Origin of the sequence: Oscillatoria sp. FACHB-1407 (assembly GCF_014697545.1) — a bacterium.
Lineage (GTDB): Bacteria > Cyanobacteriota > Cyanobacteriia > Elainellales > Elainellaceae > FACHB-1407.
In genome coordinates this window covers 699,248-725,960 of the sequence record NZ_JACJSA010000001.1, presented here as the reverse complement: position 1 = coordinate 725,960, position 26,713 = coordinate 699,248, and the positions used below count along the sequence as shown (strand labels likewise).

At 51.0% G+C, this 26,713-nt stretch carries 25 protein-coding genes and 1 pseudogene; 12 read left to right on the top strand and 14 right to left on the bottom strand.

From position 1 onward, the window contains the following. Positions 1-298: 298 nt before the first annotated feature. Positions 299-1,849: a hypothetical protein gene (locus tag H6G89_RS02925; RefSeq protein ID WP_190503761.1), complete on the bottom strand. Its 1,551-nt coding sequence runs from the start codon at positions 1,847-1,849 to the stop codon at positions 299-301. Between the two features lie 193 nt (positions 1,850-2,042). Here H6G89_RS02925 and H6G89_RS02920 point away from each other — a divergent pair, with 193 nt between their 5' ends. Both H6G89_RS02920 and H6G89_RS02915 read left to right on the top strand, forming a co-directional pair. Beyond that, a complete protein-coding gene (locus H6G89_RS02920; protein ID WP_190503760.1) occupies positions 2,043-2,633 on the top strand; it encodes a prolyl hydroxylase family protein in 591 nt (196 codons plus the stop codon). 605 nt (positions 2,634-3,238) lie between these two features. Further along, positions 3,239-4,741, top strand: coding sequence for an aminotransferase class I/II-fold pyridoxal phosphate-dependent enzyme (locus H6G89_RS02915; protein ID WP_190503759.1), 1,503 nt, complete (start codon positions 3,239-3,241; stop codon positions 4,739-4,741). 25 nt (positions 4,742-4,766) lie between these two features. Here the strand turns inward: H6G89_RS02915 and H6G89_RS02910 are convergent, their stop codons facing one another. The 3 genes from H6G89_RS02910 to H6G89_RS35525 all read right to left on the bottom strand — a co-directional run bounded on the left by H6G89_RS02910 (position 4,767) and on the right by H6G89_RS35525 (position 5,468). Next, positions 4,767-4,997 carry a hypothetical protein gene (locus H6G89_RS02910; RefSeq protein WP_190503758.1) on the bottom strand — a complete coding sequence of 77 codons (231 nt, stop codon included), beginning with the start codon at positions 4,995-4,997 and terminating at the stop codon, positions 4,767-4,769. Between the two features lie 32 nt (positions 4,998-5,029). Then, a complete protein-coding gene (locus tag H6G89_RS02905) occupies positions 5,030-5,251 on the bottom strand; it encodes a hypothetical protein (protein WP_190503757.1) in 222 nt (73 codons plus the stop codon). A gap of 91 nt (positions 5,252-5,342) precedes the next feature. Then, positions 5,343-5,468 (bottom strand): hypothetical protein, encoded by a 126-nt coding sequence (locus H6G89_RS35525; protein ID WP_255519341.1) that lies wholly within the window; start codon positions 5,466-5,468, stop codon positions 5,343-5,345. Between the two features lie 96 nt (positions 5,469-5,564). Here H6G89_RS35525 and cbiT point away from each other — a divergent pair, with 96 nt between their 5' ends. Continuing rightward, positions 5,565-6,167, top strand: a complete 603-nt coding sequence (gene cbiT, locus H6G89_RS02900; RefSeq protein WP_190503756.1) for a precorrin-6Y C5,15-methyltransferase subunit CbiT — start codon at positions 5,565-5,567, stop codon at positions 6,165-6,167. Positions 6,168-6,535: 368 nt separating this feature from the next. Continuing rightward, positions 6,536-7,405, top strand: coding sequence for a phosphatidate cytidylyltransferase (locus H6G89_RS02895; protein WP_190503755.1), 870 nt, complete (start codon positions 6,536-6,538; stop codon positions 7,403-7,405). Positions 7,406-7,608: 203 nt separating this feature from the next. On the opposite strand, the gene H6G89_RS02890 is transcribed toward H6G89_RS02895, so the two are convergent. Both H6G89_RS02890 and H6G89_RS02885 read right to left on the bottom strand, forming a co-directional pair. Next, entirely contained in the window at positions 7,609-7,962 is a 354-nt protein-coding gene (locus H6G89_RS02890; RefSeq protein WP_190503754.1) for a DUF1257 domain-containing protein, read from the bottom strand. 199 nt (positions 7,963-8,161) lie between these two features. After that, a complete protein-coding gene (locus tag H6G89_RS02885) occupies positions 8,162-8,383 on the bottom strand; it encodes a chlorophyll a/b-binding protein (RefSeq protein ID WP_190503753.1) in 222 nt (73 codons plus the stop codon). Positions 8,384-8,539: 156 nt separating this feature from the next. On the opposite strand from H6G89_RS02885, the gene H6G89_RS02880 reads away from it, so the two are divergent. Continuing rightward, the gene (locus H6G89_RS02880; RefSeq protein WP_190503752.1) at positions 8,540-9,418 is read left to right on the top strand and encodes an NAD(P)-dependent oxidoreductase; all 879 of its coding nucleotides are present in this window, start codon (positions 8,540-8,542) and stop codon (positions 9,416-9,418) included. A 74-nt stretch (positions 9,419-9,492) separates the two neighbouring features. Next, positions 9,493-9,780 (top strand): cupin domain-containing protein, encoded by a 288-nt coding sequence (locus H6G89_RS02875; protein WP_199336476.1) that lies wholly within the window; start codon positions 9,493-9,495, stop codon positions 9,778-9,780. Between the two features lie 23 nt (positions 9,781-9,803). Here H6G89_RS02875 and recQ read toward each other — a convergent pair. The 3 genes and pseudogenes from recQ to H6G89_RS02860 all read right to left on the bottom strand — a co-directional run. Continuing rightward, positions 9,804-11,375 (bottom strand): annotated as a pseudogene (gene recQ, locus H6G89_RS02870) (DNA helicase RecQ); the annotation flags it as partial. Between the two features lie 111 nt (positions 11,376-11,486). After that, positions 11,487-12,461: a glycosyltransferase family 2 protein gene (locus H6G89_RS02865; RefSeq protein WP_190503750.1), complete on the bottom strand. Its 975-nt coding sequence runs from the start codon at positions 12,459-12,461 to the stop codon at positions 11,487-11,489. A 52-nt stretch (positions 12,462-12,513) separates the two neighbouring features. After that, the gene (locus H6G89_RS02860) at positions 12,514-12,651 is read right to left on the bottom strand and encodes a hypothetical protein (RefSeq protein ID WP_190503749.1); all 138 of its coding nucleotides are present in this window, start codon (positions 12,649-12,651) and stop codon (positions 12,514-12,516) included. 362 nt (positions 12,652-13,013) lie between these two features. Between H6G89_RS02860 and H6G89_RS02855 the strand changes: the two genes are divergently transcribed. Together H6G89_RS02855 and H6G89_RS02850 are read left to right on the top strand one after the other, a co-directional pair. After that, positions 13,014-14,651 (top strand): alkaline phosphatase family protein, encoded by a 1,638-nt coding sequence (locus H6G89_RS02855; protein WP_190503748.1) that lies wholly within the window; start codon positions 13,014-13,016, stop codon positions 14,649-14,651. Between the two features lie 161 nt (positions 14,652-14,812). Continuing rightward, entirely contained in the window at positions 14,813-16,840 is a 2,028-nt protein-coding gene (locus H6G89_RS02850; RefSeq protein ID WP_190503747.1) for a DICT sensory domain-containing protein, read from the top strand. An 85-nt stretch (positions 16,841-16,925) separates the two neighbouring features. Here H6G89_RS02850 and H6G89_RS02845 read toward each other — a convergent pair whose 3' ends face one another. From H6G89_RS02845 to H6G89_RS02835, 3 genes are all read right to left on the bottom strand, one after another. Then, positions 16,926-18,203, bottom strand: coding sequence for a competence/damage-inducible protein A (locus tag H6G89_RS02845; RefSeq protein ID WP_190503746.1), 1,278 nt, complete (start codon positions 18,201-18,203; stop codon positions 16,926-16,928). Between the two features lie 71 nt (positions 18,204-18,274). After that, positions 18,275-19,321 carry a glycosyltransferase family 4 protein gene (locus H6G89_RS02840; protein WP_190503745.1) on the bottom strand — a complete coding sequence of 349 codons (1,047 nt, stop codon included), beginning with the start codon at positions 19,319-19,321 and terminating at the stop codon, positions 18,275-18,277. Between the two features lie 344 nt (positions 19,322-19,665). Further along, complete coding sequence (locus tag H6G89_RS02835; protein WP_190503744.1) at positions 19,666-20,205, bottom strand: phosphoribosyltransferase; 540 nt, start codon at positions 20,203-20,205, stop codon at positions 19,666-19,668. 73 nt (positions 20,206-20,278) lie between these two features. Between H6G89_RS02835 and H6G89_RS02830 the strand changes: the two genes are divergently transcribed. Further along, positions 20,279-21,697: an MFS transporter gene (locus H6G89_RS02830; protein WP_190503743.1), complete on the top strand. Its 1,419-nt coding sequence runs from the start codon at positions 20,279-20,281 to the stop codon at positions 21,695-21,697. Positions 21,698-21,827: 130 nt separating this feature from the next. Further along, positions 21,828-22,232, top strand: coding sequence for a photosystem II protein Psb27 (gene psb27, locus H6G89_RS02825; RefSeq protein ID WP_190503742.1), 405 nt, complete (start codon positions 21,828-21,830; stop codon positions 22,230-22,232). 203 nt (positions 22,233-22,435) lie between these two features. Here psb27 and H6G89_RS02820 read toward each other — a convergent pair whose 3' ends face one another. Then, a complete protein-coding gene (locus H6G89_RS02820) occupies positions 22,436-23,512 on the bottom strand; it encodes an adenosine deaminase (RefSeq protein WP_190503741.1) in 1,077 nt (358 codons plus the stop codon). 110 nt (positions 23,513-23,622) lie between these two features. Between H6G89_RS02820 and H6G89_RS02815 the strand changes: the two genes are divergently transcribed. Beyond that, positions 23,623-24,948: an adenylosuccinate synthase gene (locus tag H6G89_RS02815; protein ID WP_190503740.1), complete on the top strand. Its 1,326-nt coding sequence runs from the start codon at positions 23,623-23,625 to the stop codon at positions 24,946-24,948. 53 nt (positions 24,949-25,001) lie between these two features. Then, a complete protein-coding gene (locus H6G89_RS02810; RefSeq protein WP_190503739.1) occupies positions 25,002-25,589 on the top strand; it encodes a 50S ribosomal protein L25/general stress protein Ctc in 588 nt (195 codons plus the stop codon). Positions 25,590-25,765: 176 nt separating this feature from the next. On the opposite strand, the gene H6G89_RS02805 is transcribed toward H6G89_RS02810, so the two are convergent. Continuing rightward, on the bottom strand, positions 25,766-26,701 hold the full coding sequence (locus H6G89_RS02805) for a 2OG-Fe(II) oxygenase (protein WP_190503738.1): 936 nt from the start codon (positions 26,699-26,701) through the stop codon (positions 25,766-25,768). Positions 26,702-26,713: the final 12 nt, after the last annotated feature.

The window sequence follows — 26,713 nt, the reverse complement described above, 5'->3', positions numbered from 1 at the left end:
ATCAAGCAAATAGCAGCAAGTATAAACGCTGTATATGCCTTAATCAGAGATCATACCGGACTGATTTGAGTTTGGTTTCGTTAACTGAGATACAAACAAAGGGAAATGGGGAGTGGGGAGAGGCAGAAAGAAAAGGATAAACGATGAAGAATAAAAGGGAAGAGGCGCGATTTATCTTGTCTGTGCGAAGGATGGAGGATTCAGAAATGGGGGAGTAGGGGAGTGGAGGAGTAAGTTTTTCTTTACCGTTTTACCCTTCTAACCTCTTCAGTCCTTTGCCTTAATTTCATGCTGCTCCTCAGGGCAACCATCGAGGACGCAGTCCCGGCAAAGGTAATTCCTGGGGTTCTTGTTTGGTGGGGTTGCCATCCTTATCCATCACTAAGGGCAAGAACCACAAACGACTGGTGGCGATCGCTCCTCCATCCTGGCTCTGCAACAAACTATCCGGTGCTTCGTCAGGGGAACGAGTGACAATCTGGTCAAATAGGATGCCTAAGCCATCGGGGGCAAGGCTCATTTGAATGTCGCGTTGAATGGGCAATTTGAGCAGGTCAGTCCGTTTTGTGGTTTCTAAATTAATGACACTCAGATAGGGTTGCTCTAAATATTCTTCGCCTGGGATGCGCTCAGTAATCAAGCCATAGAGAAGGCGATTCGTGGGATCAAACTGGGCATTGAGAATAGAACCGTTGGTTTCTAGCAGTTCTTTTTCGGTGCCCTGGTTGGTGACGACAAAGAGCGATCGCAGTGGGTTACCGGGGTCTGCCCTAAATTGCACCATCGCCGCGGCAGAGCCATCTCTGGCAAAGCTGAGCGTCATGCCAAACTTGGGTAAAAAGTCCAGCGGGTCGGCTCCCGATTCCAGGGGCAGGATTGCCATCCCCTGACCCTGCGCCATTGCCAGTGCCTGGCTATCAGGGGCAATTAAAAAATCACCTCCCGGTTCAGTTTGCAGCGGTTGTGGAGGTTGATTTGCCTTGAGTTGCCACAGCCCAAAATCAGCTGGATTGGTGCGATTGACCCGTTGCACGATGATGATTTGACCATTGGGTGATAGGTCAAATTTGAGATTTTGATAGTCTTTGCTGTCAAGGATTTCTTCGATGACGCCTGGCGGTTGGGGTGAGCCAGAGCTAGTGGGAGCAGGAGCACTTTGCCGCTCAAAGGGAGACAAAGCAGGAGCTTTGACCTGAATGCCAGTGGTGACGGTGTAGAGGCGTTGGTCGAGCATTCCCTGATCTTGTGTTGCGCGATCGCTAGCGGAAAAGAGGATGCGATCGCCATCGGGGTAAGGCTCAAAATCCATCACGACCAGATTGGCGGGGGTCAACAGTTTTTTCTGCTGATGGGTCAAGTTGTAGAGCACCAGTCGTCCAGCTTCTTCGCCCTCAACACCGAGATAAACAAAAGCGCGATCGCGGGTCTGAAACGTTCCTGCAAAAGGCTGAATCTGGGCGTCTGTGTCGTTTGCCTCACTGAAGCGATCGCGTGCCCCCTGAAGCTGAAGCTGAAACTCAGTGCCATAGGGAGCCGGAGTCTCCAGCGTGTAGGCCATGCGTCGTCCAGCCCAGCTAAACTTGCCTGCCAGCGGTGGCTCAATTCGCAGATTGTTCTCCACGCTGGAGTGATTCATCGGGCGACTAAAGGTCAACAAAAATGCTGTATCCTCCGCCCCAATTTGTCTATTCTGCCAGCTAAAGTCACGGATACGAGGGGCAGTGTGCCCTCCACCCAGCAACAGCAAGCCAATCAGCGCACTCAACACCACGATGACGATGATCGCGACGCGATCGATCGGTTGGGACAAGTAGGACAAAAATTGAGCTTTTGATGAGCGGTTCATCATAAAGGCGATCGGGAGTCAATTGTTCCAGGTTATCATTCCTCGGTGGAGGGAGTGGGGAATGGGGAACAGGGAGTAGGGAATAGGGAGTGGGGTAGATAGGTGATGGGGTAATAGGGTGATGGATACTCACTCCCCCCTGATCCCACTTCTTTGGGAATGGGTTAGGGTGGATGAGACGGTTGAGGCTCATGCCATGATGACTTCCCACACCCTCACTCCACTGGGGAGCGATATCTTTTTGGTGAAAGGATTGCTCGAACCCACACTCTGTAAGCACATCATTCAAGTAGCAGAGTGCCGTCCGTTTGAGTCAGCTGGAATTTTAATCGATGCAGTGGATACGCAGGTTCGCAGTAATGACATGCTGCAACTGGGCGGTGAGGATGGGCTATTGCAATCGACGAATCAGTTGTTGTTGGGGCGGGTGGCGATCGCCCAAAATCTCCTCCATCAAGAGTTTGGTCTAAAATTTCCCTATGCGGAACCCTGTACCGTCTTACGCTATCGAGAGGGGCAGTTTTATCACCGTCATGTGGATAATGTGTTGCTGTCGAGTCGCTTTCAAGAGGTGCAGGAGGGTATCCCGACGCGAGACATCAGTGTGGTGGGGTATCTCAACGACGACTTTGAGGGGGGCGAAACCTACTTCGATCGCCAGAATGTTAAAGTCAAGCCAGAAGCGGGGGCAGTGCTACTCTTTCCGTCTTACTTCACCCATCCCCATGAATCGTTGCCTGTCATTAAAGGGCAGAAGTACGCTTTCACCAGTTGGCTGTTTCATTAAGGCGATTTCTAGAAAGGATTTGACCGTTTGAGAGGGTGCCCTTCGACTGCGCTCAAGGCATAAGCATGAGTTGGTTGAGCGCAGTTGAAGACAGCGGGTATTTTGTTGACTAAAAATCTTCTAAAATCGTCAGGTCTATGGAATCTCTAAGACTCTAGAGATCTAATACCAATTGAAACTATCTTTGCGATAGAATCATTGCCCCAAACCGATCCCCCTCAATCCCTCTTGTTAAGGCTACTGTGTATACAGAATCTCTGCTTCTATCTAAATCAGAGGTTTGATTGTTTCAATCGCTTGAAAACCAGGCATTGGGGGAGTCTCCCCCAGACCCCCATTGGGGGACGCCACTGCCTCCCCCAAACCCCCTAGCAGAAGGTGTTTGAGTTAACCAAAAGGCGCGCTTCGCATCTGTACCAAGTTCGGGTGCTTTTAGTAGCGACAAGATGTTTGGGAGAACTCAAAGTCCCCCAGAATTGGGGATTTAGGGAGCTGAGAGGACTGGTGTGTACACGGTAGCTTATTGAGGGGAATACCGGAATCAGGGGGATCTGATGTGTCGCATTCACAAATCAAATCGGTATAAGCTACATTTCTAAATCCTTATGCAATCTGGTGAACCCCTCCAGGCAACAACCCCTCTACTAGATGCGCTGCGTCAATGTGCTCAGCGTCCCCATGCGGCGTTCTACACACCGGGGCACAAGCGGGGGCAGGGCATTTCTCCGTCATTGGCGGCGGTGATGGGCGATCGCGTCTTTCAGGCAGATTTGCCAGAGTTGCCTGATCTGGACAATTTGTTTGCCCCTGAAGGAGTGATTCTCCAGGCGCAGGAGTTGGCAGCAACGGCATTTGGGGCAGAGCAAACGTGGTTTCTGGCGAATGGATCGACCTGTGGCATTGAGGCAGCGATTCTGGCGGTGTGCAATCCAGGGGACAAGATTATCCTGCCGCGCAATGTGCATCAGTCGGCGATCGCGGCTCTGGTGCTGTCTGGAGCGGTTCCCGTGTTTGTCCAACCCGACTATGACCCGGTGTGGGATGTGGCTCATAGCGTTTCTCCGGCAGCCGTAGCGGCAGCATTAGAGCAACATCCCGATGCCAGGGCAGTAATGTTGGTGCGCCCCACCTACTATGGGGTGTGTGGCGATCTGGAGGCGATCGCCCAAGTTGTCCATCGCTATCACATTCCTCTGCTGGTGGATGAGGCACACGGAGCCCATTTGGCGTTTCATCCCGATTTGCCTCCCTCAGCCCTGGCGAGTGGTGCGGATCTGACGGTGCAATCGACCCACAAAACCCTGGGAGCCATGACCCAGGCTGCCATGTTGCATGTCCGGGGCGATTACCCCCCAGAGGGAACTGCTTCGCATCGCATTGATCGAGATCGACTGCGGCGATCGCTGCAATTGGTGCAATCCACCAGTCCCAGCTTTGTGCTGCTAGCATCGCTGGATGCGGCGCGGCATCAGATGGCAATGCAGGGGCATGAACTCCTGTCGCAAACCCTGGCTTTGGCAGAAACTGCCCGGACTCAACTCAGCCAAATTCCGGGGATCTCTGTACTGGATGCGACTCACCTTCAGGGGTTCGCAGGAGCCACCGGGCTGGATCGCACCCGCCTAACTGTCAACGTCACCGAATTGGGAATCACTGGATTTGAGGCAGACGAAATCTTGCACGAAACGCTGGGGGTCACGGCTGAGTTACCGTCGTTACGCCATTTGACTTTCATTCTCAGCCTTGGCAACACTGCCCACGATATCGAGCAACTGGTACAGGGATTTGAGACGTTAAGCCAGCAGTTCACACACCAATCGCAGGGTAGCCTCCCTTTGATATCGGTTGCTCCTCCCTCTCCGGGTCAGGTTCTGTCGCCTCGTGATGCATTCTTTGCCCCATCCGAAACGGTGGCGATCGCCCAGTCCGTTGGTCGCATCAGTGCAGAACTCGTGTGCCCCTACCCTCCAGGGATTCCAGTATTGGTGCCGGGTGAGCCAATCACACTAGAGGCGATCGCCTATTTGCAGCAGGTGCTTCAGGCGGGTGGAATTGTGACGGGGTGTGCCGATGCGGATCTGTTGACCTTAAAGGTCGTCAAGGCTTAGAAACGAAAGCAAAAAAGGTTTCCATTTAGATCTGCTTTTCCAGAGTCCGGATATGTTCTGCGAGGTCTAACGCGTCACTATTCTTGTTGATGTCTCGATATCGCTGCTGGGCAGACAGGTAACTCTGAATTGCGGCTGAGATATTGTGGCTATTTTCGTGGAGGCAACCCAAACGCGCCCATGCATCGGCTTCTAAATCTGGGGTTTTTGCCCGTTGGGCTGCCCCGATCGCCTGCTCACAATGGGCGATCGCCAACTGAGGCTGCTGGCGAGCGTCATAGACGTTGGCTAAGAGATACAGCGCACTAAATTCATCCGGTAGTGTTTCAGATCTGTTGCTACTAACCCCCGGCTGTCGCCGTCCCCCTTGGTAAGGGGGACTACAGGGGGTCTTACAGAGGTTATCAACAGGTTTGGAACACCACCGACAGGATCATCTGGTGCAGTACTGGCAATTTGTGCCTTTAATTCTTCTAGGGATAACTCTGAACCAGGATCAGGTTGAGACATAGCAACTGAGCTAGACAATCAAGAAATATTTCATCTGGATCTAAACTGATGCCTATTCCTTTCAACAAGGGTAAATCTACTCAACCCCTCACTAAACCGTTTGAGCAACCGATTCGGACATTAGCCGTAGTGACATTTGATGGGGTGGAGGTGAGTCAGGAAGCTTTCCCAGCATCAGGGTTTGAGCCATTGCCTTTATCCTCAGCTTTCTGACCAAAGCTATAAAAGTGGGAAGGGCTGAAGATTGAGTTGTAAGCTGTGAAGTAAAGCACCGCCATCTGGTGTCCTATCTGTACTTTGTGATTTGCCCCACATGCCTACTTCCCTTTGGTCGTATAAGACTCCTGGTATTCCCGATGAACTCTTTGAACAGCTACCAGGCATCCCCATGAGCAAACGAGAAGTACGTCTGTTGATCGTGTCGCATCTGCGGTTGAAGGCAAATGCCGTATTTTGGGATATCGGCGCAGGGACGGGCACGATTCCCGTTGAGGTGGGTTTATTGTGTCCCGAAGGCAAAATCGTTGCGGTGGAACGCGATGAAGAAGTGGCTAGCTTGATTCGGCGAAATTGCGATCGCTTTGCTGTGAAAAACGTTGAGGTGATCGAAGGCAATGCGCCTGATTGTCTGGAGGGACTCACTGAACGCCCCGATTGCGTTTGCATCGAGGGTGGACGACCAATCAAAACCATCCTGCAAGATGTGTGGCAACGTCTGCAACCAGAAGGGCGCATTGTCGCCACGGCTACGAGCCTGGAAACGCTTTACGCCATTTCTGAGAGTCTGGCAGAACTGCGAGCCCGCAATGTTGAAGTGGTGCAATCGGCTATCAATCGGTTAGAGGTGCGTGGCAACCATCAACTATTTGTGGCAGTTGACCCGATTTTTATCCTTAGCGGCGAAAAGTTGGACTGAATCAGCGAGATTCAAGCCTTGCATACAAATCTGTCTCAAACCGCTTGGAATGCCCGTTAAAGTATGCAACATTTATCTTTAACCTGAATTTAATAAATTTCACGGTCAAAGTAGAAAGCTGTTACGGTTTAACTTGATTAAACCTGATCCGTGTGCAACGTTAGTCACAGAGCTTGAGATCAGACGTTGATTACTCTTTACTCTGATTCTTGTAATTCCTGTGGCTACAGCCGTTTGCGCTGATTTGACATCCTGCTCTGCGTCACGTCCCGTTTGCGATCGCCCGCTTACGATTACCTCCAATATCCCGTTCATTGCTTCACGTGCCCCATTGGGGTATTGCTAACTTCCTTGCTTACTCGTTATTTATGCCGTTGCCGCGTATCCTCAGTGCTATTGTTGCGATCGTCCTTGCCCTGGGGATGACATTACTAGGAGGGTGGTATTTCACCCTGGCGTTTGGTGTAATCGTCTACCTGGGTCAGCTCGAATATTTTCAACTGGTTCGAGCGAAAGGCATTGCCCCGGCTGCAAAAACCACCCTGGCAGCGACTCAAGTTTTATTAATTATCTGTACGGCATTCCCTTTTTTAGCAGATACCGTTGTCCCCATTGCAGGCACGTTTATCTGCTTTTACCTGCTGTTTCAACCCAAATTTGCCACGATCGCTGATATCTCCGCTTCCATTTTGGGGCTGTTTTATGGGGGCTATTTGCCCAGTTATTGGGTGCGGTTGCGATCGCTAGAGAGTGCAGAGTTTAGCAATTTGCCCCTGGGAGGGTTCTGGGCATTTCCCATTCCAGGGGTTCAAGATTTGCCCCAGGGGTTAACCGTGACCCTATTGGCGTTTGGGTGTATTTGGGCAGCAGATATTGGCGCGTATGTCGTCGGCAAGTTTTTTGGTCGCACGCGCCTCTCGGACATTAGCCCCAAAAAGACTGTTGAGGGAGCCGTGTTTGGAGTTGCAGCCAGTGTAGCCGTCGCTATCTTTGGAACCTGGTATCTCGGTTGGGCTGGCTGGCCTCTGACTGGTTTAGCGTTGGGCTTAATCATTGGGATTGCCAGTCTTTTAGGTGACCTGACCGAGTCGATGATGAAGCGGGATGCAGGAGTCAAAGATTCGGGACAGCTTATTCCTGGGCATGGTGGTATTTTGGATCGAGCCGATAGCTATGTCTTTACCGCACCGTTGGTCTATTACTTTGTGACGCTGCTCTTGCCAATCTTGCCCAACTAAAATTCCACAAACTATAGCAGTCCTATCTGATTTGTGAAAAAGGTGATTTGTGAAAGTGCCCGCCCGATGGGCGGGCACTTTCACAAATCATTTAGGGTTGCTATAGAACCATGAAAACAGAAGAGGGAATTGAGAATACAGGCAATCGGGTATTTCAAGCTAACCCATTCCCTACTTCCTAATTCCCTATTCTCAGTTTCCAACTATGAATGTTGAACCAACTTAACATTGGCGTTTTGTAAGCCAGGACGCTTAACTTCTGCCAGTGTTTTATTAACGGCATACTTTTGGTTGATTGCGGATAACAACTGTCCCATGTTGTGCTTCTTAGCAACACCCCAAAGATCCGCTACTAGGTCAAATGAGCCGTCTGCGTTTTGCTGCCAACCCAAGTCGTATTCACCTTCTAATACGGCAACAACATCAGCGCGTACTCGCTGACAACCTGATCCGCGAACTTTAGTGTTCGTTTGAACTTCAATACCCAATTCACGCAATGAAGCTTTTAAGATTTCAACGTCCGTTAATTTGCTACGCAAAGTACTAAAGTGAGACATGTTAATTACCCTTAATTTCCCTAAGTAAAAGTGTGTGAAGCAGAAATCCAAATGTTTTTTTAGCGTTGCTGATATGAGGTTGAATGTGAATACAGCGTTCACACCCCGATTCAGCAACGCTAGTTTTTAAGTGGTTGAGTTGCTATTAGAGAGTCAGACAATCTTTAAGGTGAGTGATTGTCTTGAAGATGAGTGACTGTTAGTAAGGTAGTAGATGAAGAACATCGCGCAATACGCTGAATCCACCGAGATCCCACAGCAGATAAGCCAGGAAACCGATCATTGCTATGCGACCGTTCCACAATTCAGCTTGAGGATTCCAGCCAAAGAGAAAAGCGTTGCGATCGACTCCGTTGTATTCCCGTGCAACAGGAGGCAGGTCAGTAGAAGGGCGAGTTTCAGTTGGCGTAGGTGCAGCCATAATTCACATTCCTTAACGAACTTCATGCCCTTATCCTAGTGAAGGCGATCGCTTGCTTTGCTCTATCTAGAGTGCATGGTGAAAAAAATCAAAAGGTAGAACTCGAATACGCTTGAATTAAAGAGACTGGATTTACATCAGTTGGGGGCAGATTGCGTGGATATTGGATTGATTGGCATTGGATTGATGGGGTTGCCAATGGCGAAGCGGTTGCTACATACCGGAAATCGGGTCATTGCCTACAATCGCACAACCGCGAAGCTAGATCCCCTCAAGGCTGCGGGGGCTGAAGTTGCCGATACTCCAGCAGAGGTGTTGCAACGCTGTGAAGCTGTAATTCTCATGCTGAGTGATGCTCCGGCAATTCAGCAGGTGTTGTTATCGGATGAGACGCGATCGCACCTCACAAACCGCACCGTGATTCAGATGGGAACGATCGCCCCTAGCCAGAGCCGAGAACTACAACAGGCGATCGCGGCTCAGGGTGGAGATTATCTGGAGGCTCCGGTATTGGGCAGCATTCCCGAAGTGGAGTCAGGCAAATTGCTGGTGATGGTGGGCGCGTCTGAAGCTCAATTTCAGAAATGGTTACCCCTCTTTCAAAACTTTGGTGAACAACCCCGTTTGATTGGTGAGGTCGGTTCCGCTGCCGCTCTAAAACTTGCCCTGAACCAGTTGATTAGCTCCCTCACGACTGGGTTCGCTTTGAGTCTGGGGTTTGTGCAACAGCAGGGGGTTGAGGTGGAAACCTTCATGCAGATCCTGCGGCAAAGTGCGCTCTATGCGCCTACGTTTGACAAGAAATTGCAGCGCATGATCGAAGGCAATTTTGCCAATCCCAACTTCCCGACTAAGCATTTGTTGAAGGACACACGGTTATTTTTAGAGGAGGCGATCGCATCCCAGTTACGAGTCGATAGCCTGGAGGGAGTCCGTCAGATTCTAGAATCAGCCTGTGATGCAGGCTTAGCCGAGAGTGATTATTCGGCTCTGTTTGCGGCTATGCTTCCCTCAATCGGTAAGGGTATTTCGTGAACTGCCCTGACAGCAACGTTTCCAGGTAATCTAGATGGGAGCATTAAAACCGCACACGTCAGGAGAGCTTTCAAATGCAGGTTCAACCATTGACTATTCAAATTGAGCGTGAACCCACTCCAGAACGCTTGGCAGAGTTGGGTGTGAAGCAGTGGTCAATCTGGACAAAAGAGGTATCCGAGTTCCCCTGGTCGTATGACGCTCAGGAAACCTGTTACTTTCTGGAAGGCGATGTCATTGTCACTCCGCAAGGTGGAGAACCTGTGCGAATGGGCAAGGGCGATTTAGTTACCTTTCCATCGGGGATGAGTTGCACCTGGAATATTCTTCAGCCCGTCAAAAAGCACTATTGCTTTGATTAATCATCCCGACCGACTAGAGTTGGCATCGCCACGTAGACCGATCGCTGTTTTCGCATGATTTGCCAGCTTTCGGCGTTGAGTTTGAGCACAGAGTAACCGTCATCGGTTTCCTCCAGGAACCCTTGATGCAGGAGCGATCGCCCCAGGATGCGCCATTCCTCCGTACTTTGGTCGCGACCAATGCCGTAGGTCGAAAGGCGATGATGCCCATTCTTGAAGATGCGCTGGTCTTTTGACCCCCGCAGCACATCAATGATGTACTTCATGCCAAACCGTTGCTCACAGCGGGCAACACAGGAGAGAAACTTTTGTGCCTCAATCGTCCAATCCTCTACAGGTTTGGGGTTGAGGCAGTTATCGCAGTTGCCACAGTGTCCTTCAAACCGCTCACCAAAGTAGCCCAGTTGAATGATGCGACGGCAGTCCAGTCCTTCGGCATAATCGAGCACCTGGCGCAGTTGTTGACGGGCAATCTGCTGTTCTTCCTGTAGTGGGTCACCTGTGATTGGGTGAACTTTTTGAGCAATCAGGTACTCGATAGTTTTGATATCGCCATAGCTAAAAAACAGGGTGCAAGCACTGGATTGTCCGTCCCGTCCTGCTCGCCCGCACTCCTGGTAATAGCCCTCCATGTTGCGGGGCAGATCAAAGTGAATGACAAAGCGGATATCAGGTTTGTCGATGCCCATACCAAAGGCGATCGTCGCCACCATCACCCGCACCTCACCCTGAATAAAGCGAGTCTGGTTCAGGGTGCGCTCGGCATCGCTCAACCCAGCGTGATAGGGCAACGCTTCAACCCCATCTTCCTGCAAACGATAGGTGATCTCATCCACTTTTTTGCGGCTGAGGCAATAGACAATACCTGCTCCCTCACTCTGGCAAATCAGCTTCAGCAGGTCTTTGTAGGCGTAGCGGTGTTTGGGGCGAACTTCGTAGTAGAGGTTTTGGCGGTTGAAACTGGCAACGTGAACGACGGGCGATCGCAACTGGAGTTGATGAATAATATCCTGTCGTACCCGCTCGGTGGCAGTAGCCGTTAACGCCAAAAACGGCACATCGGGATAACGTCGCCGTAACTCTTTCAATTGGCGGTATTCCGGGCGAAAGTCGTGTCCCCATTCCGACAGACAATGTGCCTCATCAATCGCAAACGTAGCGATGCCAATTTCCGCATGAATGCGCTCTAAAAATGGCTGAAACCTCTCTGCCATCAACCGTTCTGGAGCCACATACAGGAGCTTGATCTGCCCCTTGAGAATAGCCGCTTCGCGTTGACGTACCTCCGCTACCTTGAGGCTGCTATTTAAGAAGGTTGCGCCGATCCCTCTGGCTTGCAGAGCTTCCACCTGATCCTGCATCAACGCGATCAGGGGAGAGACGACGACTGTGATCCCCGGTTTCAACAGGGCAGGTAACTGGAAGCAAAGGGACTTGCCCCGTCCTGTCGGCATCACCACCAGCAAATCCTGGTTCTCTAAAGCCGCTTCGATCACCTCTTGTTGCCCCTGACGGAAGCGATCGTACCCAAAGAAATGCTGGAGGGCTTGTTCTAGAGATTGAAAGTGAGAAGGGGGCAACACGGCGGTAGTCATGATAGCTCAGATGAATCTTTCCCTATAGTGCCGTAAAAATAGCATAGGTCACCTGTACTATACTGCAATCTTGAGATTCTCGGAATCTTCAAGATTTCGGGAATCTGAACGTTAGTGAGTTGCAAAGACTGATTTAAGCTGGTCTTGTAATGCCCGTTTTGCCACTCGAAACCGTCGTTTCAGCCGATATTCCAGCTTCCGTTGGTTAGTCAAGAAGTTGTAGTATTCGTGCTGCTCAAAGCGATCGGCTTCCGCATGACGAGTTACGGTAGTCGGGTGTTTCAGGGGAAACTGGATCGCCTGCGTCTCCATATTGGCTCGCCAATCGCTAGCATCTCCCGTGTGGGTTGCCCCGGCATTGAAGCCAATGTTAGACACCAGATTGACGTTGGGAACGATTGTCAAGCCGTTATTCACCCAGCACGAGAGAATCCACTGCCAATCCCAGGTATCGACCTTTTCATCGTAGGTTCGCTGGAAGGTGTCCTTCCACCACTCAGCGGCTTCCGGTTCGCCCAGATACTGCTCCAGCCAACCCTGATCGCGCAGTTCAGTCCAGCGACTCATGTTGACATCGTAGTTTTTCCAGGCGCGTCGCCAGGTTGCCCATCCCCAGAAATGGGTGTAGCGAGAGAAGTAATAGCTGTCGGGGGTGCGTCTGCGCCCCAGTTGGAAGTTGTCTCCGGTGATAGCGGCGATGCGATCGTCGTCCTGGTAGCGATCGAGCAACTCATCACAAAACCGCCAGAAAGTGGGGTGGGGGATACAGTCATCCTCTAAGACAATGGCGCGATCGACCTGTTGAAACACCCAATCTAAGCCGCTATAAATCCGCTGCTTGCAACCCATGTAGGTGTCAGCGTAGTTCTTCAGCACCTCACAATCCCAATCCACGCGCTCGATAATGGCACGGGTCGCGGCACACTTTTCTTCGAGCGGCTCATCGGGGGTTTTACTCAGGGTATTGCTGACAACAAGTAACTTGGGGGGCTTGGCTTGCCGGACGGCTTCAAACACCTTTTCCGTCGTTTGGGGACGCTTAAAGATCAGCATCGCGACGGGTGTATTTAGCTTCCACTCAGACATCCAGCATTTCCTCCTGCGCCAGTCACACTGCCCTTGCCAATCGTAACGCTATTTAACGTGAATTCGGGATCAGGATTTCGGCGGTTAAAACCGCCGCTATCGGGGCAAGACCGACCTGCGTCGGTTCGTCAAATCCTGCATTTTCCGGAGTCCGCGTCGGCGGACTTCGCTTTAGTAGCCGCGAATTCATTCGCCGGGCTCTTAAACCGAACTGACGCTATTTTAGTGTTGATATTCCCAGATAAGGTTTGGAAATAGCATTGAACCATTGAATTTCCTGGAAGTGGTCATGGGAGGTAATCCCGATCCACTCCTCTGGTATATCAAACCCATTCCATCCGCGAAAACCCTGACGTTCTTATCCTACGCACTCTGGTCAAGATTTCACGGAAACTTCATGCAGTTATTCTGAAGATGGGTTCTCTAAAAAGAACCGATGAAGATGATTTGAGGTAATAGCCGAATTGGATCGGGATCTCTACCATCGAAAAGGTGCAGTATATACATTAAAGGCAACCATCTTAACCAGGTTTGACTCCCCGGAGGAAATGCATGAAGCGTCCTGTTATCGCCATTGGAATCGACACCGTTCACCCAGAGTTGCTAGAAAGCTGGATGGCTCAGGGACATCTTAAGAATTTGAACGCGCTGCGATCGCAGGGGACATATGGGCAATTGACCTACGGCAGCACGCCCGAAGAAATGCAATGGACGACGTTTTTGACGGGTTGCTCTCCTCAAAAAACTGGGTATTGGGGACGATTAGCCTTTAATCAAACCACCTATGATGTAGGCGAAGAGGGGGTCTACGACTTCGATCGCCATCCACCTTTTTATGCGCTGGGGGAAGCATACAAAGTAGCTGTTTTGAGAACTCCCCAAATTCCCATGTCTGAGCAGGTCAATGGACCTCAGGTGGGGGTACGTCGCTCTCGCCCCCCAGAGTTGTTGGAACAGCTTTATCAGCAATACGGTAAGCTACCCATTTACAAGGAGTACGGTTGTTTTTGGGATAAGAATAACCTGCGGTATTTGCACAAGACGGTTCATGCAGGCATCAAACGTCAGCTTGAGATGTGCCGCGACATGATGAAGCAGGATCAGTGGGATCTGTTTCTCACGGTGATTGATGAAGCACACTATGCCAGCCACGACTTCTGGTACATTAGCCAGCCCGACCACCCGCTCCATCCCTATCGCCCCAAAGATGTGTTTGAAGGTGATCCACTGTTGGAAGTCTATGAGGCGATCGATCACGCCGTTGGGGAAATTGCGGCTCAAGCTCCAGAAGATGCTTACGTTTTGGTCTTCTCGGTTGATGGGATGGGGGCAAACTCCACTGATATTCCTACAATGGTCTTTTTGCCAGAGTTTCTCTACCGCTACAGCTTTCCTGGGCAATTTGCCTTGATGAAAGGAAACGCAGGCACACCACCTCCTCCCCCGGTCAGCAACCCCAAGCGACAAAGCTGGGCAGGTGAGGTGTGGCAACGTCGCTACGATCGCAATCCATTGAAGCGATTCATTCGACAATGGTTGCCCGGTAAGTATCAGGACAAATTCGACCAGGTGTGGAAGTCTAATGCCCCCAGCCTGATTTCCCCCTATCAACTGCTCAAACAATATCCCTCGCTGTTCTGGCAACCAACGCTGTGGTATCGCCCACTCTGGTCAAAGATGAAGGCGTTCGCGCTGCCCAATTTCTCGGATGGGCATGTGCGGATCAACGTTAAAGGACGGGAAGCTCATGGCATTGTCGATCCGGCTGAGTATGACGCGCTCTGTGAAGACCTGACACAAAAGCTCTATCAGCTCAAGGATGCCCGTACGGGTGAACCGATGGTAGTGCGCGTCGTCCGCACTCGTCAGACAGCGATGGACTCTGAACCTGGCTTGCCCGTTGCCGATCTGATTGTGGAATGGCGCGATCGCCCCATTGATGTGGTGGATAGCCCTGAATTTGGACGTATCGGTCCGGTGCCTTACTGCAACACGGGCGGACACAAACCTGTCGGCTTCCTCATGGCAAAAGGACCCGGCATTGAGGCAAATGCAGGTCTAGCGCAGCAGGGTCATCTGACCGATCTGGCTCCTACCATCCTGACGCTGTTAAATGCTCCGGTGCCCGACTATTGCGAAGGTAAACCTCTCCTCCACCCTAAAACGTCTGAAACTGTTTCAATTTCGTAATCTTTTAGCCATAAAATGCAGCATCTCTGAAGTAGTGTTGCCTCAACCCTCCCCTTTTGGCAGAAAATATATAGTGGACTAGAGAGCACTTCAGCAAGTTCGGTGAGACGATTGCTAACGTTTGTGACGAGTCACTTCACGCCAAAAGGAATTGAGGTCGAATGAGCATTTCCACTTCCATCCTGGAAGAGCTACTGCAAAGCCTGCCTCATTTGCGACCTCAGCTTTACTTCAAATCTTCCTTAACGGCGTTGTCTCACGCCATGGAAGATCAAGTTTTGGCGGTTGGCGAACAGCCCCTGGTGATTGCCAGCTTTCAACGAGAGCGGTTTTATCGCCAGGAGGCACATCGTTACCTGCGAATTTCGGAGCTAACCTCCCAGGTCTACGTCCTGGCGGCTCCGGAAACCAGCTTTATGAATGGCTCAGACCACTATGAGACGATCGCTTTTGAGCCGGGTGATCAACTCAGCCAGGAGTGGCATTTGGTCGTTCTGGGTAAACAATATGCTACTTGTCTGATCTGTCGGGAACGGCTCAAAACGGCTAAAGAGACGGAATCTGAGCCGATGGGAATGGATCAGACTCGTCGCTTTGAAGGCATCTGGACGTTTGACCGACAGGTCAGTTGTCGAGCGGCAGAATTGCTGTTAGATCGAATCTTGCTCTATCGACCGGATCTGGCGGATAAAATCGAGCAGGCGAAGGCAGAATTTTTAACAACCATCCCTTCTCAGAAGCAGGAGATTGATCCTGACCCGTTTGCTCAACGGTTGGTAACCCATCTCCAGGCGGGACAATACAAACTCCTCAAAGCCTACCGTTCGATCGCCGCTAAGGAACGCAAAGAACGATTGGTCAACTCGATCACCGCTGCCATTCGGCGATCGCTCAACCCAGAGGAAATCTTTAAGGTAGCCGTGCAAGAGCTAGGGCAAGCCATGCAGGTATGCCGCTGCATTCTCTATCGCTGCAAAGCCACCGATAGCAGCACCACGATTACCTACGAGTCGCGAAAAAGTAGCGCGATCGCTTCACTTCAGGGGCAATCCTGGTCGTTGCAAAATAATCCTCTATTTCAAAGCGTGGTGCAATCGCAGGAACCGATTGCCATCTCTAACACTGATACCGAAAAACGCTTTGATTTGACTGCCCTTAAGGGCGTGATCGAACAAGGGCAGATTCGTTCCTGGTTGATGGTGCCTGTGGTTTATCAGGGGCGATTGCTGGGGATGGTCGAGCTACATCACTGTCAGGCAACGGCCCACCCCTGGTCAGATGACGAAATTGGGATGGTGGATGCGATCGCCACTCAGTTGGGGGTTGCGGTGATTCAAGCCGAGGCTTACGCCAATCTGGAGGATCTCAATCAGCAACTCGAAGCCCTGGAACGGACTCGCAGCAATTTGATCGCCATCACTGGGCATGAACTGCGGACGCCACTGTCAACCATTCAGGTCTGCCTCGAAAGCCTCGCCAGCGAGCCTGATATGTCTCCGGAGTTGCGTCAGGTCATGCTGAGTACCGCTTTAGCCGATGCTGAGCGAATGCGGACGCTAATCCGCGACTTCCTGACCCTTTCGCGATTGGAAAGTGGTCGGGTCGAGTGGCACGTGGAACCCTTATCCCTGGATGAGTGTGTCGAACTAGCATTGAGTAGTTTACAAGCTCGCCGCTCTGATACCCCGTTGCCCCAGGTGACCTCTCAAGTGTCGCTTGATTTGCCGTTGGTCGAGGCAGACGGGGAATGGTTGGTCGAAGTGTTATCTCGATTGCTGGACAATGCTTGCAAGTTTACAGAGCCGCAGGGACGAGTGACGATCGATGCGAACCTGACCAATTTAAATAGCAGCCGCATGATGGAAGTCACGATCGCTGATACAGGACGCGGCATTGAACCGAATCGCTTGGAGACGGTGTTCGATCGCTTCTACCAGGAAGAAGGAGCACTGCGCCGCACGACGGGTGGAACAGGGCTGGGGTTGGCAATCTGTCGCCAGATCGTCGTGGGATTGGGGGGGCAGATTTGGGCAGAGTCGGATGGGCGCGATCGCGGTAGTCAGTTCCATTTCACCTTACCGATCGCTCGCTCCAGTTCTGATACGGTGGGCGTGGCTCCCCGCCTACCCTCTCGTATTTCTGATGACACTCCTTACAACGGACGCGCCCCCCTCAAGTCCAAAAAATAACGCTATAGCAACTGTCGAGATAGTTAGTGGCGAGACAGTTAGTGGGGCTGCGCCCCAGTCAGCGGTTTCACCCCTGCACCCCGTCCTAAGCAACCCTTCGGTTGCTCAACAGGTTGCGTCGCAACAAATCCAAGGCACTACAAGCACTCAACCAACGGACAAAATCGCGACCCCGGTTTGTGCCAAATCGGTACATCACACTTTCCACAGACTCATCCGGTCCAGCAATGCCGATGTAGACCAGGCCAACAGGCTTTTCGTCGCTACCGCCATCGGGTCCCGCAATGCCGGTGATGCTTAGTCCCCAGGTGGTGTTGAGGCGATCGCGCACGCCTGCTGCCATTTGTTTGGCGACAACATCACTGACGGCTCCATGTTCTGCCAGATCGTCGGTGTTAACGCCCAGCAAATTCACCTTGACCTGATTGTCATAGGAGATAATTCCGCCCCAAAAATAGGCAGAGCTTCCCGGTACTGCCGTGAGCAGATGCCCCAATCCACCACCCGTGCAGGATTCCGCCACTGAGACGGTCTGGTTTGCCGCCAGCAATAACCGACCCACCGCGATCGCCAGGGTGTCGCTATCCATTCCATAAAAGTCGGCTCCGCTCACCTGCTGAAGTTGTTGCTGCACAGGCTCAATCAACTGTTGGGCTGCTTCGGGTGTTTCGGCACGGGCAGACACGCGCAAGCGCACTCCTCCGTTATCGGCGTAGGGTGCGACGGTGGGATTTTGCAACTCAAAAAAGGGAGCAATCTTTTCGGCTAGAGCCGATTCCGCAATGCCCCAATATCGCAACGTGCGGCTGACAATCACCCCCTGTCCCCACCCCTGGATCTGGAGATAGGGCACAGCCGTTTCCTGCCACATCGTCTTCATTTCACTGGGCACCCCCGGAAAGGTCATCAGGGTCAATCCAGGGCGAGGTTCCCAGATAATACCGGGGGCACTGCCCGTTGGGTTGGGTAGTACTTCTGCGCCTTCAGGGATCAGGGCTTGTTTGCGGTTGCTGGGGGACATGACCCGTCCCCGTTGGGTAAATTTGCGGGTGATGTCTTCTAAAACATCGGCACGTTCAATCAACGGCACTTGAAAGAAATCTGCCAGAGTCTCGGTGGTCAGATCGTCGGGAGTAGGACCCAATCCGCCCGTAAACAGCAGGAGACGGGAGCGTTCGCAGGCGATCGCCAGCACCTTCTGCAATCGCATCGGGTTATCACCCACAACGGTCTGGTAATAATGGGGAATTCCCAGTTCGGCTAGCTGTTGCGCCAAAAATTGAGCGTTGCTGTTTAAAATCTCGCCTAACAGCAACTCGGTTCCGACACAAATAATCTCAGCACTGGGAATAGATGCATTCATGGGTGATTTATTAGCAACTGAGAGGCTTGCTCTTGATTGCGATTTAAAGAGGTTCTGCAAAATTCAAAGAACTATTGACGGGCGTGCTTTCTAGCTTGCCAACCTGTATAGCTTAACAGCACCGTAGCTCCGATCGCATATCCTAAGCCACTGGGGATGCCCGAAAACGCTAAAGCCAGACTACCCACCCACAGCGTCAGAGAATAGATGAACAATACAACAAAGCGATGGGGAAGACCCGCTTGCAACAGCCGATGGTGTAGATGTCGCTTATCGGCGATAAAAGGAGATTTACCATTACGGAGGCGATCGAGAATCACCGCTGACATATCCAAGATCGGCACTGCGAGAATGATGTAAGGCAACAACACTGCCACAGTCGTCACACTCTTGACCAGCCCGACGACTCCGATCCCTGCCAGGGTAAACCCGATAAAGTAAGCCCCTCCATCTCCCATGAAGATTTGAGCCGGATTGAAGTTATAGCGCAGGAACCCCAATGCGCCACCTGCTAATGCCGCCGCAATCATTCCGGCAGCAGGTTGGTTCATAAACAGGCACACCACTAACATCACCATTGCAGCGATGCCAGAAACTCCCGCCGCTAAGCCATCTAGTCCATCAATCCAGTTAATGGCATTTGCCATCCCTACCAACCAGATCACCGTAATCGGTAGGCTGATCCACAGGGGTAATTGAGTTAAGCCCACAAATGGAATGGTTAGAAAATCAATGTGAACCCCCGCCCACCAAGCTCCCGATGCAACGACCACTTGTAGAAATAGTCGAGTAATTGCCCGGAGGCTAAACAGGTCATCCGCTAACCCAATCAGAAAGAAAGCTAATCCCCCAATGGTGACTCCCCAAATCTCATATTCCTTATCTGGCGGTAATATACCAAACCCACCAATCCCCCAGACAATCAGGAGAGAGATAACAGTGCCTAAAAAAATGGAAACTCCACCCAGACGAACCATGGGTCGTTGGTGAATCTTGCGTCCACCAGGGGGGTCGAAGTAGCCGCTTTTAAGACCAATAAATCTGACGATCGGTGTACTAACTAGGACAACCGCTACAGAAACGATAAACGCTATCAGATGATATAGGTGGGAGGGCATTGGAGAAATGGGGTTAAGCAAAACGGGTGTCAGGCAGAGTCTACATGAAGTGGGTCGCTTGCGCTAGAGGATTGGCTGCATTTTGCACAACTGCAAATTAGAAAGTGTCTTTGTTGAGCCACGAAACAGCGAGATGAAGCAGCCTCCTCTTTAAGGAAATCGCCCCATCATGCATACCTCTAACAATGGACACATTGCAACCCCAATCCGCAGGATTTGAGGCAAGGATGACGATTGAAAACACCCCCAGTAGAGTCTTACACGGGTTGTGTCGCAGAGCAGGATGATTTTGTCAGGAAAAGGAGACGTGATGCACGGCTTCTCCTGAACTACTCTGTTCCGACTTACACGCCACTACTGACCTCGTTAGACGGTTGATTGAGACTGGCTGCTAAATCAGCCGGAGTCATCTGTTCATATTTCTCAAATGGCTGATGAATCCAGGGGTTATCGGGTAAATAATCAGCGTAATAATCGGGGGCGATAATTGAGCATTCTTTGTACCACAACACCGCTGTGCGAATTTCATCGATATAGAAGCCATATTTGCGATCGAGCCAGGTCAGGGTTCGCTTTAATGACATCCCTGAATCAACTAAATCATCGACTAATAAGACTCGGTTGCCCAGATTAGCGGTGGTCATGGTCAGATCATGCGAAAACGTGATGGAGCCACGCACCTGGTTATTGGCTCCCCCATAGGAGGACACGGCTAAAATCGCCAGGGGAACATCATAGATGCGAGCGAGAATGTCTCCTACTCGCAAACCTCCCTTGGCAAGACACACAATTTGGTTGAAGGTCCAGTCGGATTGATAAATTTTGGCAGCGAGCCGCTCAATGTTGTGGTGATAATCTGACCAGGAAACGTAGAGATCTGACATGACAGCAGCAACACGAATACTTAAAGATGAAAAGAATGATACAACTGTTGTCTAGGTTTCGTTTGTCAGAGTTATGACCAATCCTCCTGTGGCTGCTTCAACGGATGACTCGGAAAAGTTGAGTTTGAGTACAAAACTCGCCTATGGGGCAGGGGATGCAGGCTCAGGAATTACCGTCACAATTTTGACGTTTTCTCTAATGGTCTTCTTTACCAATGTGGCGGGGTTAGACCCCCGAACGGCTGGAAATATTTTGGCGATTGGTAAGGTATGGGATGCCATCAATGACCCGATTGTGGGGGTCATGAGCGATCGCACTCAGTCCCGTTGGGGTCGCCGCCGTCCCTGGATGATCTTTGGAGCCATTCCCTTTGGGCTGTTCTTCTTTTTGCAGTGGCTTGTCCCACAATTTACCAGTGACCCTGCTGCAAATAAGGTGTGGCTGTTTTGGTATTACGTCCTCGTTTCTATTCTGTTTAACACGGCTTTCACAGCGGTCAACTTACCCTACACCGCTCTCACGCCTGAGTTAACCAAAGACTACAACGAGCGTACCAGTCTCAACAGCTTTCGCTTTGCTTTCTCCATTGGTGGCAGCATTTTGTCTTTGTTACTGGGATTGGTGATTTTTAACATCGTCACTGACCCCATTCAGGAATATGTCGTGTTGGGAGCCGTTTGCGCCATTCTGTCAGTCTTTCCAATTTATTGGTGTGTGTGGGGCACGAGGGAACGCTATACCGTTGATGCCGAACCCAGCTTGCCCATTCTGGAACAGATCAAAATCGTTCTCAGTAACCGACCATTTCTGTATGTCATTGGCATCTATCTCTGTTCGTGGCTAGCGTTTCAACTGACCGCCACGATCCTGCCTTACTTTGTGGTCAACCGGATGGAGATGGGGTCTTACTTCCCGATCGCCCTCGCAGTTCAGGGAGTGGCGATCGTCATGCTGTTTGTTTGGAGTGCGGTGAGCAAGCGACAGGGCAAACGAACCGTTTATTTCTTGGGCATGAGCTTATGGATCATTGCTCAAGGAGGGCTATTTTTTCTGCAACCGGGGCAAACATTGCTGTTATACGTCTTGGCGGCAATGGCAGGAGTCGGAGTTGCCACTGCCTATCTGGTGCCCTGGTCGATGTTGCCGGATGTGATTGAGCTGGACGAGCTACGAACTGGGCAACGCCGAGAAGGAATCTTCTATGCGTTCCTAGTATTTCTACAAAAAATTAGTTTGTTCTTGGCGTTGTTTATTGTTGGTCAAGCATTGGGTCAGGCAGGTTTTGTTGAAGCAACTCCCGGTCAAAGTCCACCTCCACAACCCGAATCTGCCATTGAAGCTATTCGCTGGATGATTGGTCCCATTCCAACGGTGGTTCTAATCCTGGGCTTGGTCTTGGCATACTTCTATCCCATCACCCGTGAAGTTCATGCCGAGATCTTGTTGAAATTACGACAACGCCGAGAAGCACAGACTCCCTCTGAAGGATAAGTTAGGGAGTACAGTATACGGTGGTAAGATTGCAATGGAGTTTGATCCCCATTAATTGTCAAGTTTTGTTAAAACTTGTATTAAAATGTTACATCAAGCTGCCGTTACGCTCTTTACAAATCGAGGTTTTATGAAGCGACTTTTATCTCGCCTGGTTTCTCTGGCTTTAACCTTTGTCGTCATGATTGGTCTAATGGGTTGCTCATCGTCACCCTCCGGACTATCTGGAAACTACCGCCAGGACACATTGGCAGTGGTCAACAGCCTTAGAACTGCACTGGAGTTGCCGGACAACACTCCCGAAAAATCAGCCGCCCAGGCAGAGGCAAAGCAGCTTATCAATGCATTCACCTCGCAATATCGCCGCGACCCTTCCGTAACCAAGTTAGCGTCCTTCACCACCATGCGGACGGCTCTTAACTCGTTGGCGGGTCACTATAGCTCCTATCCCAATCGTCCAGTCCCCAATAAGCTCAAGCAACGGTTGGAACAAGAGTTTAAGCAGATTGAGACAGCATTGCAGCGCGGAGCATAAATCCCCGTTGCGCACAGGTTAGCAACACGAGAAGCCGGAGTTCTTGCAAGAACTCCGGCTTCTTAGTACAGCTCGTCGTAAATAAGGACGGGAATTTGGGGTGCAGGGGCACAGCCCCCACACGCCCCTGGTTTTATTTCCAAACCCTATCTGTGAAAACAGTACTTAGTGTTTAACGTCAGTTCGATTTATAGCAACTTTAGCTATCGTCCTACGGACAATTCAGCGAAGCTGCGATCGCCAGATGAATTCTCTGGGGAATCACTTTCTACCTTCAATAAGCCCGTCAAGAGATCGGCTGGACGACCCCCGTGGGGCCACGCAAAGGCATGACGAAACGCGGCTTCCTGACAGATCTGCAACTGCTCAAAGTCAATAATGTCGTAGGTCAACAGGTTTTCGTACTCAAACGGCAGACGGACGTTATGTAATCCGGCGTTATCCGTACAAATGGCGATATCAACCCCGGCTTCAAAGCAGCGATCGAACACGAGCTTTAGCTGCCGGATGTCTTTGAGCGTCCCAGTTTTGATATAGGTGGTCGGGCACACCTCCAGACATTGCCCCCGTGCTGCCAATTCAGGCAACAGTTCAGGGTGCAGCAGCGGGATCTGAATGCCGTGACCAATTCGCATGAGATGAGGCAGCAACTCTGGATAGCACCCCTCTGTTGTTTCATAGAGGTGACCTGTCGTGTTCAACCCCAGCGATCGCGCATACTGATACAACTCAATGTACTCATCCAGGCGATCGGCATAGTGGGCATCTCCCCCTGCCAGGTCGATTCCAGAGACAAAATGCCGCTTTTCTGCCGCCAGTTCAACGATCGCCCGATTGACTTCATAGGGCAACCGGGAATGCATACACAAAATTTGGCTGGTGACGATAGGGTATTCCAGCGCTCGACTCGCCTGCCCTACAACGTCAACAATGCTTGACATAAGTTCAATTCGTTCCGGTTGGCTGAGGTGTTCCGGAGTCCGCAGATAAGGGGTATAGCGCAACTCCAGATAAGCCAAGTTCTCAAAGATATAGGCCCCCCGTAACAATCGATAAATGAAATAGGGCAACGTCTCATCGGTCTGGACACTCTCCACGAGGGTGTGAAGCTCCAGATATTCAGCCAGCGTATTGCGGGGGCGAGTGTAAAACGCTTCAAAATCTGCGTAATCCGCAAAATTTTGAATTAAATCAGTCCGATTGCGTTGAAAATATCGCCATAACACACGAGGCACGACCGATCCGCCAAGATGGCGGTGTAATTCAGCATATAGAGCCACGGGAACCTCTTTAATAAGAAAGTATGGAGAGAATCAGCATTGACATCAGTTGCATCCGATGTCGATAATTAGAGTTTGCGTAATTATTTGAATTCTACCAACTTAAACCCTTGGCTAACGTTGTTGTGATTGGTGCCCAGTGGGGCGACGAAGGAAAAGGTAAGATTACCGACCTGTTGAGTAAGTCAGCAGACGTGGTTGTGCGCTATCAAGGCGGGGTCAACGCGGGGCACACGGTTGTGGTGAAAGACCAGACGTTCAAGCTGCACCTGATCCCATCTGGCATTCTCTATCCCAACACAGAATGCATTATCGGTTCAGGAACGGTGATTGATCCCAAAGTTCTTATTGAAGAACTGGATCAGGTTGAGGCGTTAGGCATTTCTACCCAAAATCTGCTGATTTCAGAAACTGCCCACGTCACAATGCCCTATCATCGCCTGATCGATCGAGCGGCAGAAGAACGACGGGGCACCCACAAAATTGGCACGACGGGGCGAGGGATTGGTCCAACCTATGCTGATAAGTCTGAGCGGACAGGCATTCGCATCATTGATTTGATGGAGCCAGAAGCGTTGCGGAGCCGACTCAATTGGGCGATCAATTACAAGAATGTCATTCTCGAAAAACTGTACGATCTGCCACCGCTCGACCCGAAAGCCGTCATTGAAGAATATTTGCAGTATGCTGAACGTCTGCGTCCTCATGTGGTTGATAGCTCCCTGCGGATCTATGAAGCCGTCAGGCAACGGCGCAACATCCTGTTTGAAGGTGCTCAAGGCACATTACTCGATCTGGATCATGGCACCTATCCCTACGTCACCTCCTCCAATCCCGTAGCGGGTGGGGCTTGCGTTGGTTCGGGGATCGGTCCCACCATTATCGATCGCGTCATTGGTGTTGCGAAAGCCTACACCACTCGCGTCGGAGAAGGTCCCTTTCCGACCGAATTGAATGGCACAATAGGAGAGATGTTGTGCGATCGCGGCGCAGAGTTCGGCACTACCACCGGGCGAAAGCGTCGGTGTGGCTGGTTTGACGCAGTGATCGGTCGCTATGCTGTGCGAATCAATGGGTTAGATTGTCTGGCCATCACTAAACTCGATGTGCTGGATGAAATGGAGGAAATTAAAGTCTGTGTTGCCTATGAAATTGATGGGCAATATTGCCAGGATTTTCCCAGCAACGCCCATCGATTTGCCTCGTGCAAACCCATCTACAAAACAGTTCCCGGTTGGCGACAATCAACGGAGAATTGCCGTTCGCTCGAAGATTTGCCTCAAAGGGCACTCGACTATCTGAAATTGTTGGCAGAACTGATGGAAGTGCCAATCGCTATCATTTCCCTGGGTGCGAGTCGCGACCAGACCATTATTGTCGAAGACCCCATTCACGGACCCAAGCGGGCACTGCTACACGCTAACGGAGCCGCTTAAACAAGGTTCAACTTCACTGATTTATTCACGTTTGCAATTGCTTAGTAACTGGTATGGAACTCACAATCGAATGTCAAAAACGTGCTCCTGGTAGCAAACCCAATGCGCTGCGGCGAGGTGGTTTGATCCCGGCAGTCCTCTATGGACACAATGGAGCAGAGTCTGTCGAACTCGCGTTAAACTCCAAGACGGCTGAATCTTTGGTTAAGAAAGCCTCCCTCAACAATACGGTGATTCAGCTAAATATCACCGATCTTCCCTGGAGTGGTAAAACCCTGCTCAAAGAGGTGCAATCGCACCCCTGGAAGGGCAACCTGTATCACCTCAGCTTCTTCTCAATCGGCTCTCAAGGCAGCTTGACCGTTACGGTGCCGATTCACTTTTCGGGTGAGGCGGTTGGAGTCAAAACGTTTGGCGGGATCTTAGATACGGTGATTATGCAACTAGAAGTGCAAAGTCCCCCAGATCGTATCCCCGAAAGCATTGAAGTCGATGTCTCTGAATTAAATGTCGGAGACTCCCTACATGTGAATCAACTCCCTTTACCAGAAGGCGTAGTCGCTTTGGGTGAGGGTGAGCGTGTTGTTGTTTCAGTTCTACAGTCCAAGACTGCTCAGCAAGCTGAGGCAGACCAAAGCTAGTGTTGCGAATACAAAGTTCTGCAATGTAGGGGGTTTGGGGGCTTCGCCCCCAAGAAGGGGTGAAACCCCTTCACCCCTTTCAAAACTTATTTTTTGCTGTACTAGTTATACCTGAAACTGAAATTCTCTTGTTGCAAAAGCCCCGGTCTCTACCAGAGACCGGGGCTTTAAGGTATCTATCGTCGAACCCAACCGTTAATCGTAAAGCGACTATCGGCAAAAGCACGACTGGGGCATTGGATCGGCAACACCTCATGCATATAGCGGCTGAGGAAGAACACGATGCTGTTGTTGCGCGGTTCCACCGTGTGGAATGACTCCGCCTGCACGTAGAAGTTATTCTCAATGCGGCTGTCGTAGATCAGTAGCTCTCCCCCGGAAAATGCTTTTGGCTCCCGATGGAAGTAATACACGTAGGTCAGTTCCCGCGTTGCGGTGTCAGGGCTGCCATTATCGTTATGGATCTTGTAATAGTTGCCATCATTGTGTCCCGTAAGCTGCGACTCGATCTGACTCACCGGAAATTGTGGCATGTTCAACTTTGCCAAAACATCGGGGATGATTGACTGAATCCGTTGGGTGATCAGATTCGAGAATTCGGGAAACGAATGCAACACAACTGACTTGCGATAGTCAGAATCACCTGTCGAAGTGCTTGTGGAAACAAATTCTGCCTCTTTTTGAAAGGTGTAGTCCAACAGACGACTCAACTCGTCTGCCGTCAGGAACTGATCCAGTTGTACGTAGGTAGACGGCAAGACATCCAACGGCAGGGCAGGGGATGGTTGAAATGTCTGAGTTGTCTGGAGAGACTGGGTTAGTTCCGGTTGAGGTTGTTGTTGTACTACCAGAGGTGGCTCGGTCACCAACCCCACGAGGCGATCGCCCGGAAAACATAACATCGATCGCCCCTTTTGAATTGGCACCTGAAACACCATCTTAGAACGGCTTCCGGTTTGATCGAGCACGACTTCAAACAGTTGCCGCAGCAGGGCTGCATCGGGGGGCATCATGACAGTATAGTCGTGCCCCCCCGTTAGCAGAATGGTGACTTTGATGTCCTGGGAAGATACTGCTTGAGACTTAGAAGTGGCTTGAGATTTAGACGACATTCACAGAAAAAG

Excerpts from the sequence above, each read along its gene's own strand:
- H6G89_RS02865 (WP_190503750.1), bottom strand. The coding sequence starts at position 12,461 with ATGTCTGAGTGGAAGCTAAATACACCCGTCGCGATGCTGATCTTTAAG.
- H6G89_RS02925 (WP_190503761.1), bottom strand. The coding sequence starts at position 1,849 with ATGATGAACCGCTCATCAAAAGCTCAATTTTTGTCCTACTTGTCCCAA.
- H6G89_RS02915 (WP_190503759.1), top strand. The coding sequence starts at position 3,239 with ATGCAATCTGGTGAACCCCTCCAGGCAACAACCCCTCTACTAGATGCG.
- H6G89_RS02810 (WP_190503739.1), top strand. The coding sequence starts at position 25,002 with ATGGAACTCACAATCGAATGTCAAAAACGTGCTCCTGGTAGCAAACCC.
- H6G89_RS02805 (WP_190503738.1), bottom strand. The coding sequence starts at position 26,701 with ATGTCGTCTAAATCTCAAGCCACTTCTAAGTCTCAAGCAGTATCTTCC.
- H6G89_RS02860 (WP_190503749.1), bottom strand. The coding sequence starts at position 12,651 with ATGAATTCGCGGCTACTAAAGCGAAGTCCGCCGACGCGGACTCCGGAA.
- H6G89_RS02875 (WP_199336476.1), top strand. The coding sequence starts at position 9,493 with ATGCAGGTTCAACCATTGACTATTCAAATTGAGCGTGAACCCACTCCA.
- H6G89_RS02835 (WP_190503744.1), bottom strand. The coding sequence starts at position 20,205 with ATGTCAGATCTCTACGTTTCCTGGTCAGATTATCACCACAACATTGAG.
- H6G89_RS02905 (WP_190503757.1), bottom strand. The coding sequence starts at position 5,251 with ATGTCTCAACCTGATCCTGGTTCAGAGTTATCCCTAGAAGAATTAAAG.
- H6G89_RS02885 (WP_190503753.1), bottom strand. The coding sequence starts at position 8,383 with ATGGCTGCACCTACGCCAACTGAAACTCGCCCTTCTACTGACCTGCCT.
- cbiT (WP_190503756.1), top strand. The coding sequence starts at position 5,565 with ATGCCTACTTCCCTTTGGTCGTATAAGACTCCTGGTATTCCCGATGAA.
- H6G89_RS02850 (WP_190503747.1), top strand. The coding sequence starts at position 14,813 with ATGAGCATTTCCACTTCCATCCTGGAAGAGCTACTGCAAAGCCTGCCT.
- H6G89_RS02830 (WP_190503743.1), top strand. The coding sequence starts at position 20,279 with ATGACCAATCCTCCTGTGGCTGCTTCAACGGATGACTCGGAAAAGTTG.
- H6G89_RS02845 (WP_190503746.1), bottom strand. The coding sequence starts at position 18,203 with ATGAATGCATCTATTCCCAGTGCTGAGATTATTTGTGTCGGAACCGAG.
- H6G89_RS02895 (WP_190503755.1), top strand. The coding sequence starts at position 6,536 with ATGCCGTTGCCGCGTATCCTCAGTGCTATTGTTGCGATCGTCCTTGCC.
- H6G89_RS02920 (WP_190503760.1), top strand. The coding sequence starts at position 2,043 with ATGATGACTTCCCACACCCTCACTCCACTGGGGAGCGATATCTTTTTG.
- H6G89_RS02840 (WP_190503745.1), bottom strand. The coding sequence starts at position 19,321 with ATGCCCTCCCACCTATATCATCTGATAGCGTTTATCGTTTCTGTAGCG.
- psb27 (WP_190503742.1), top strand. The coding sequence starts at position 21,828 with ATGAAGCGACTTTTATCTCGCCTGGTTTCTCTGGCTTTAACCTTTGTC.
- H6G89_RS02890 (WP_190503754.1), bottom strand. The coding sequence starts at position 7,962 with ATGTCTCACTTTAGTACTTTGCGTAGCAAATTAACGGACGTTGAAATC.
- H6G89_RS02855 (WP_190503748.1), top strand. The coding sequence starts at position 13,014 with ATGAAGCGTCCTGTTATCGCCATTGGAATCGACACCGTTCACCCAGAG.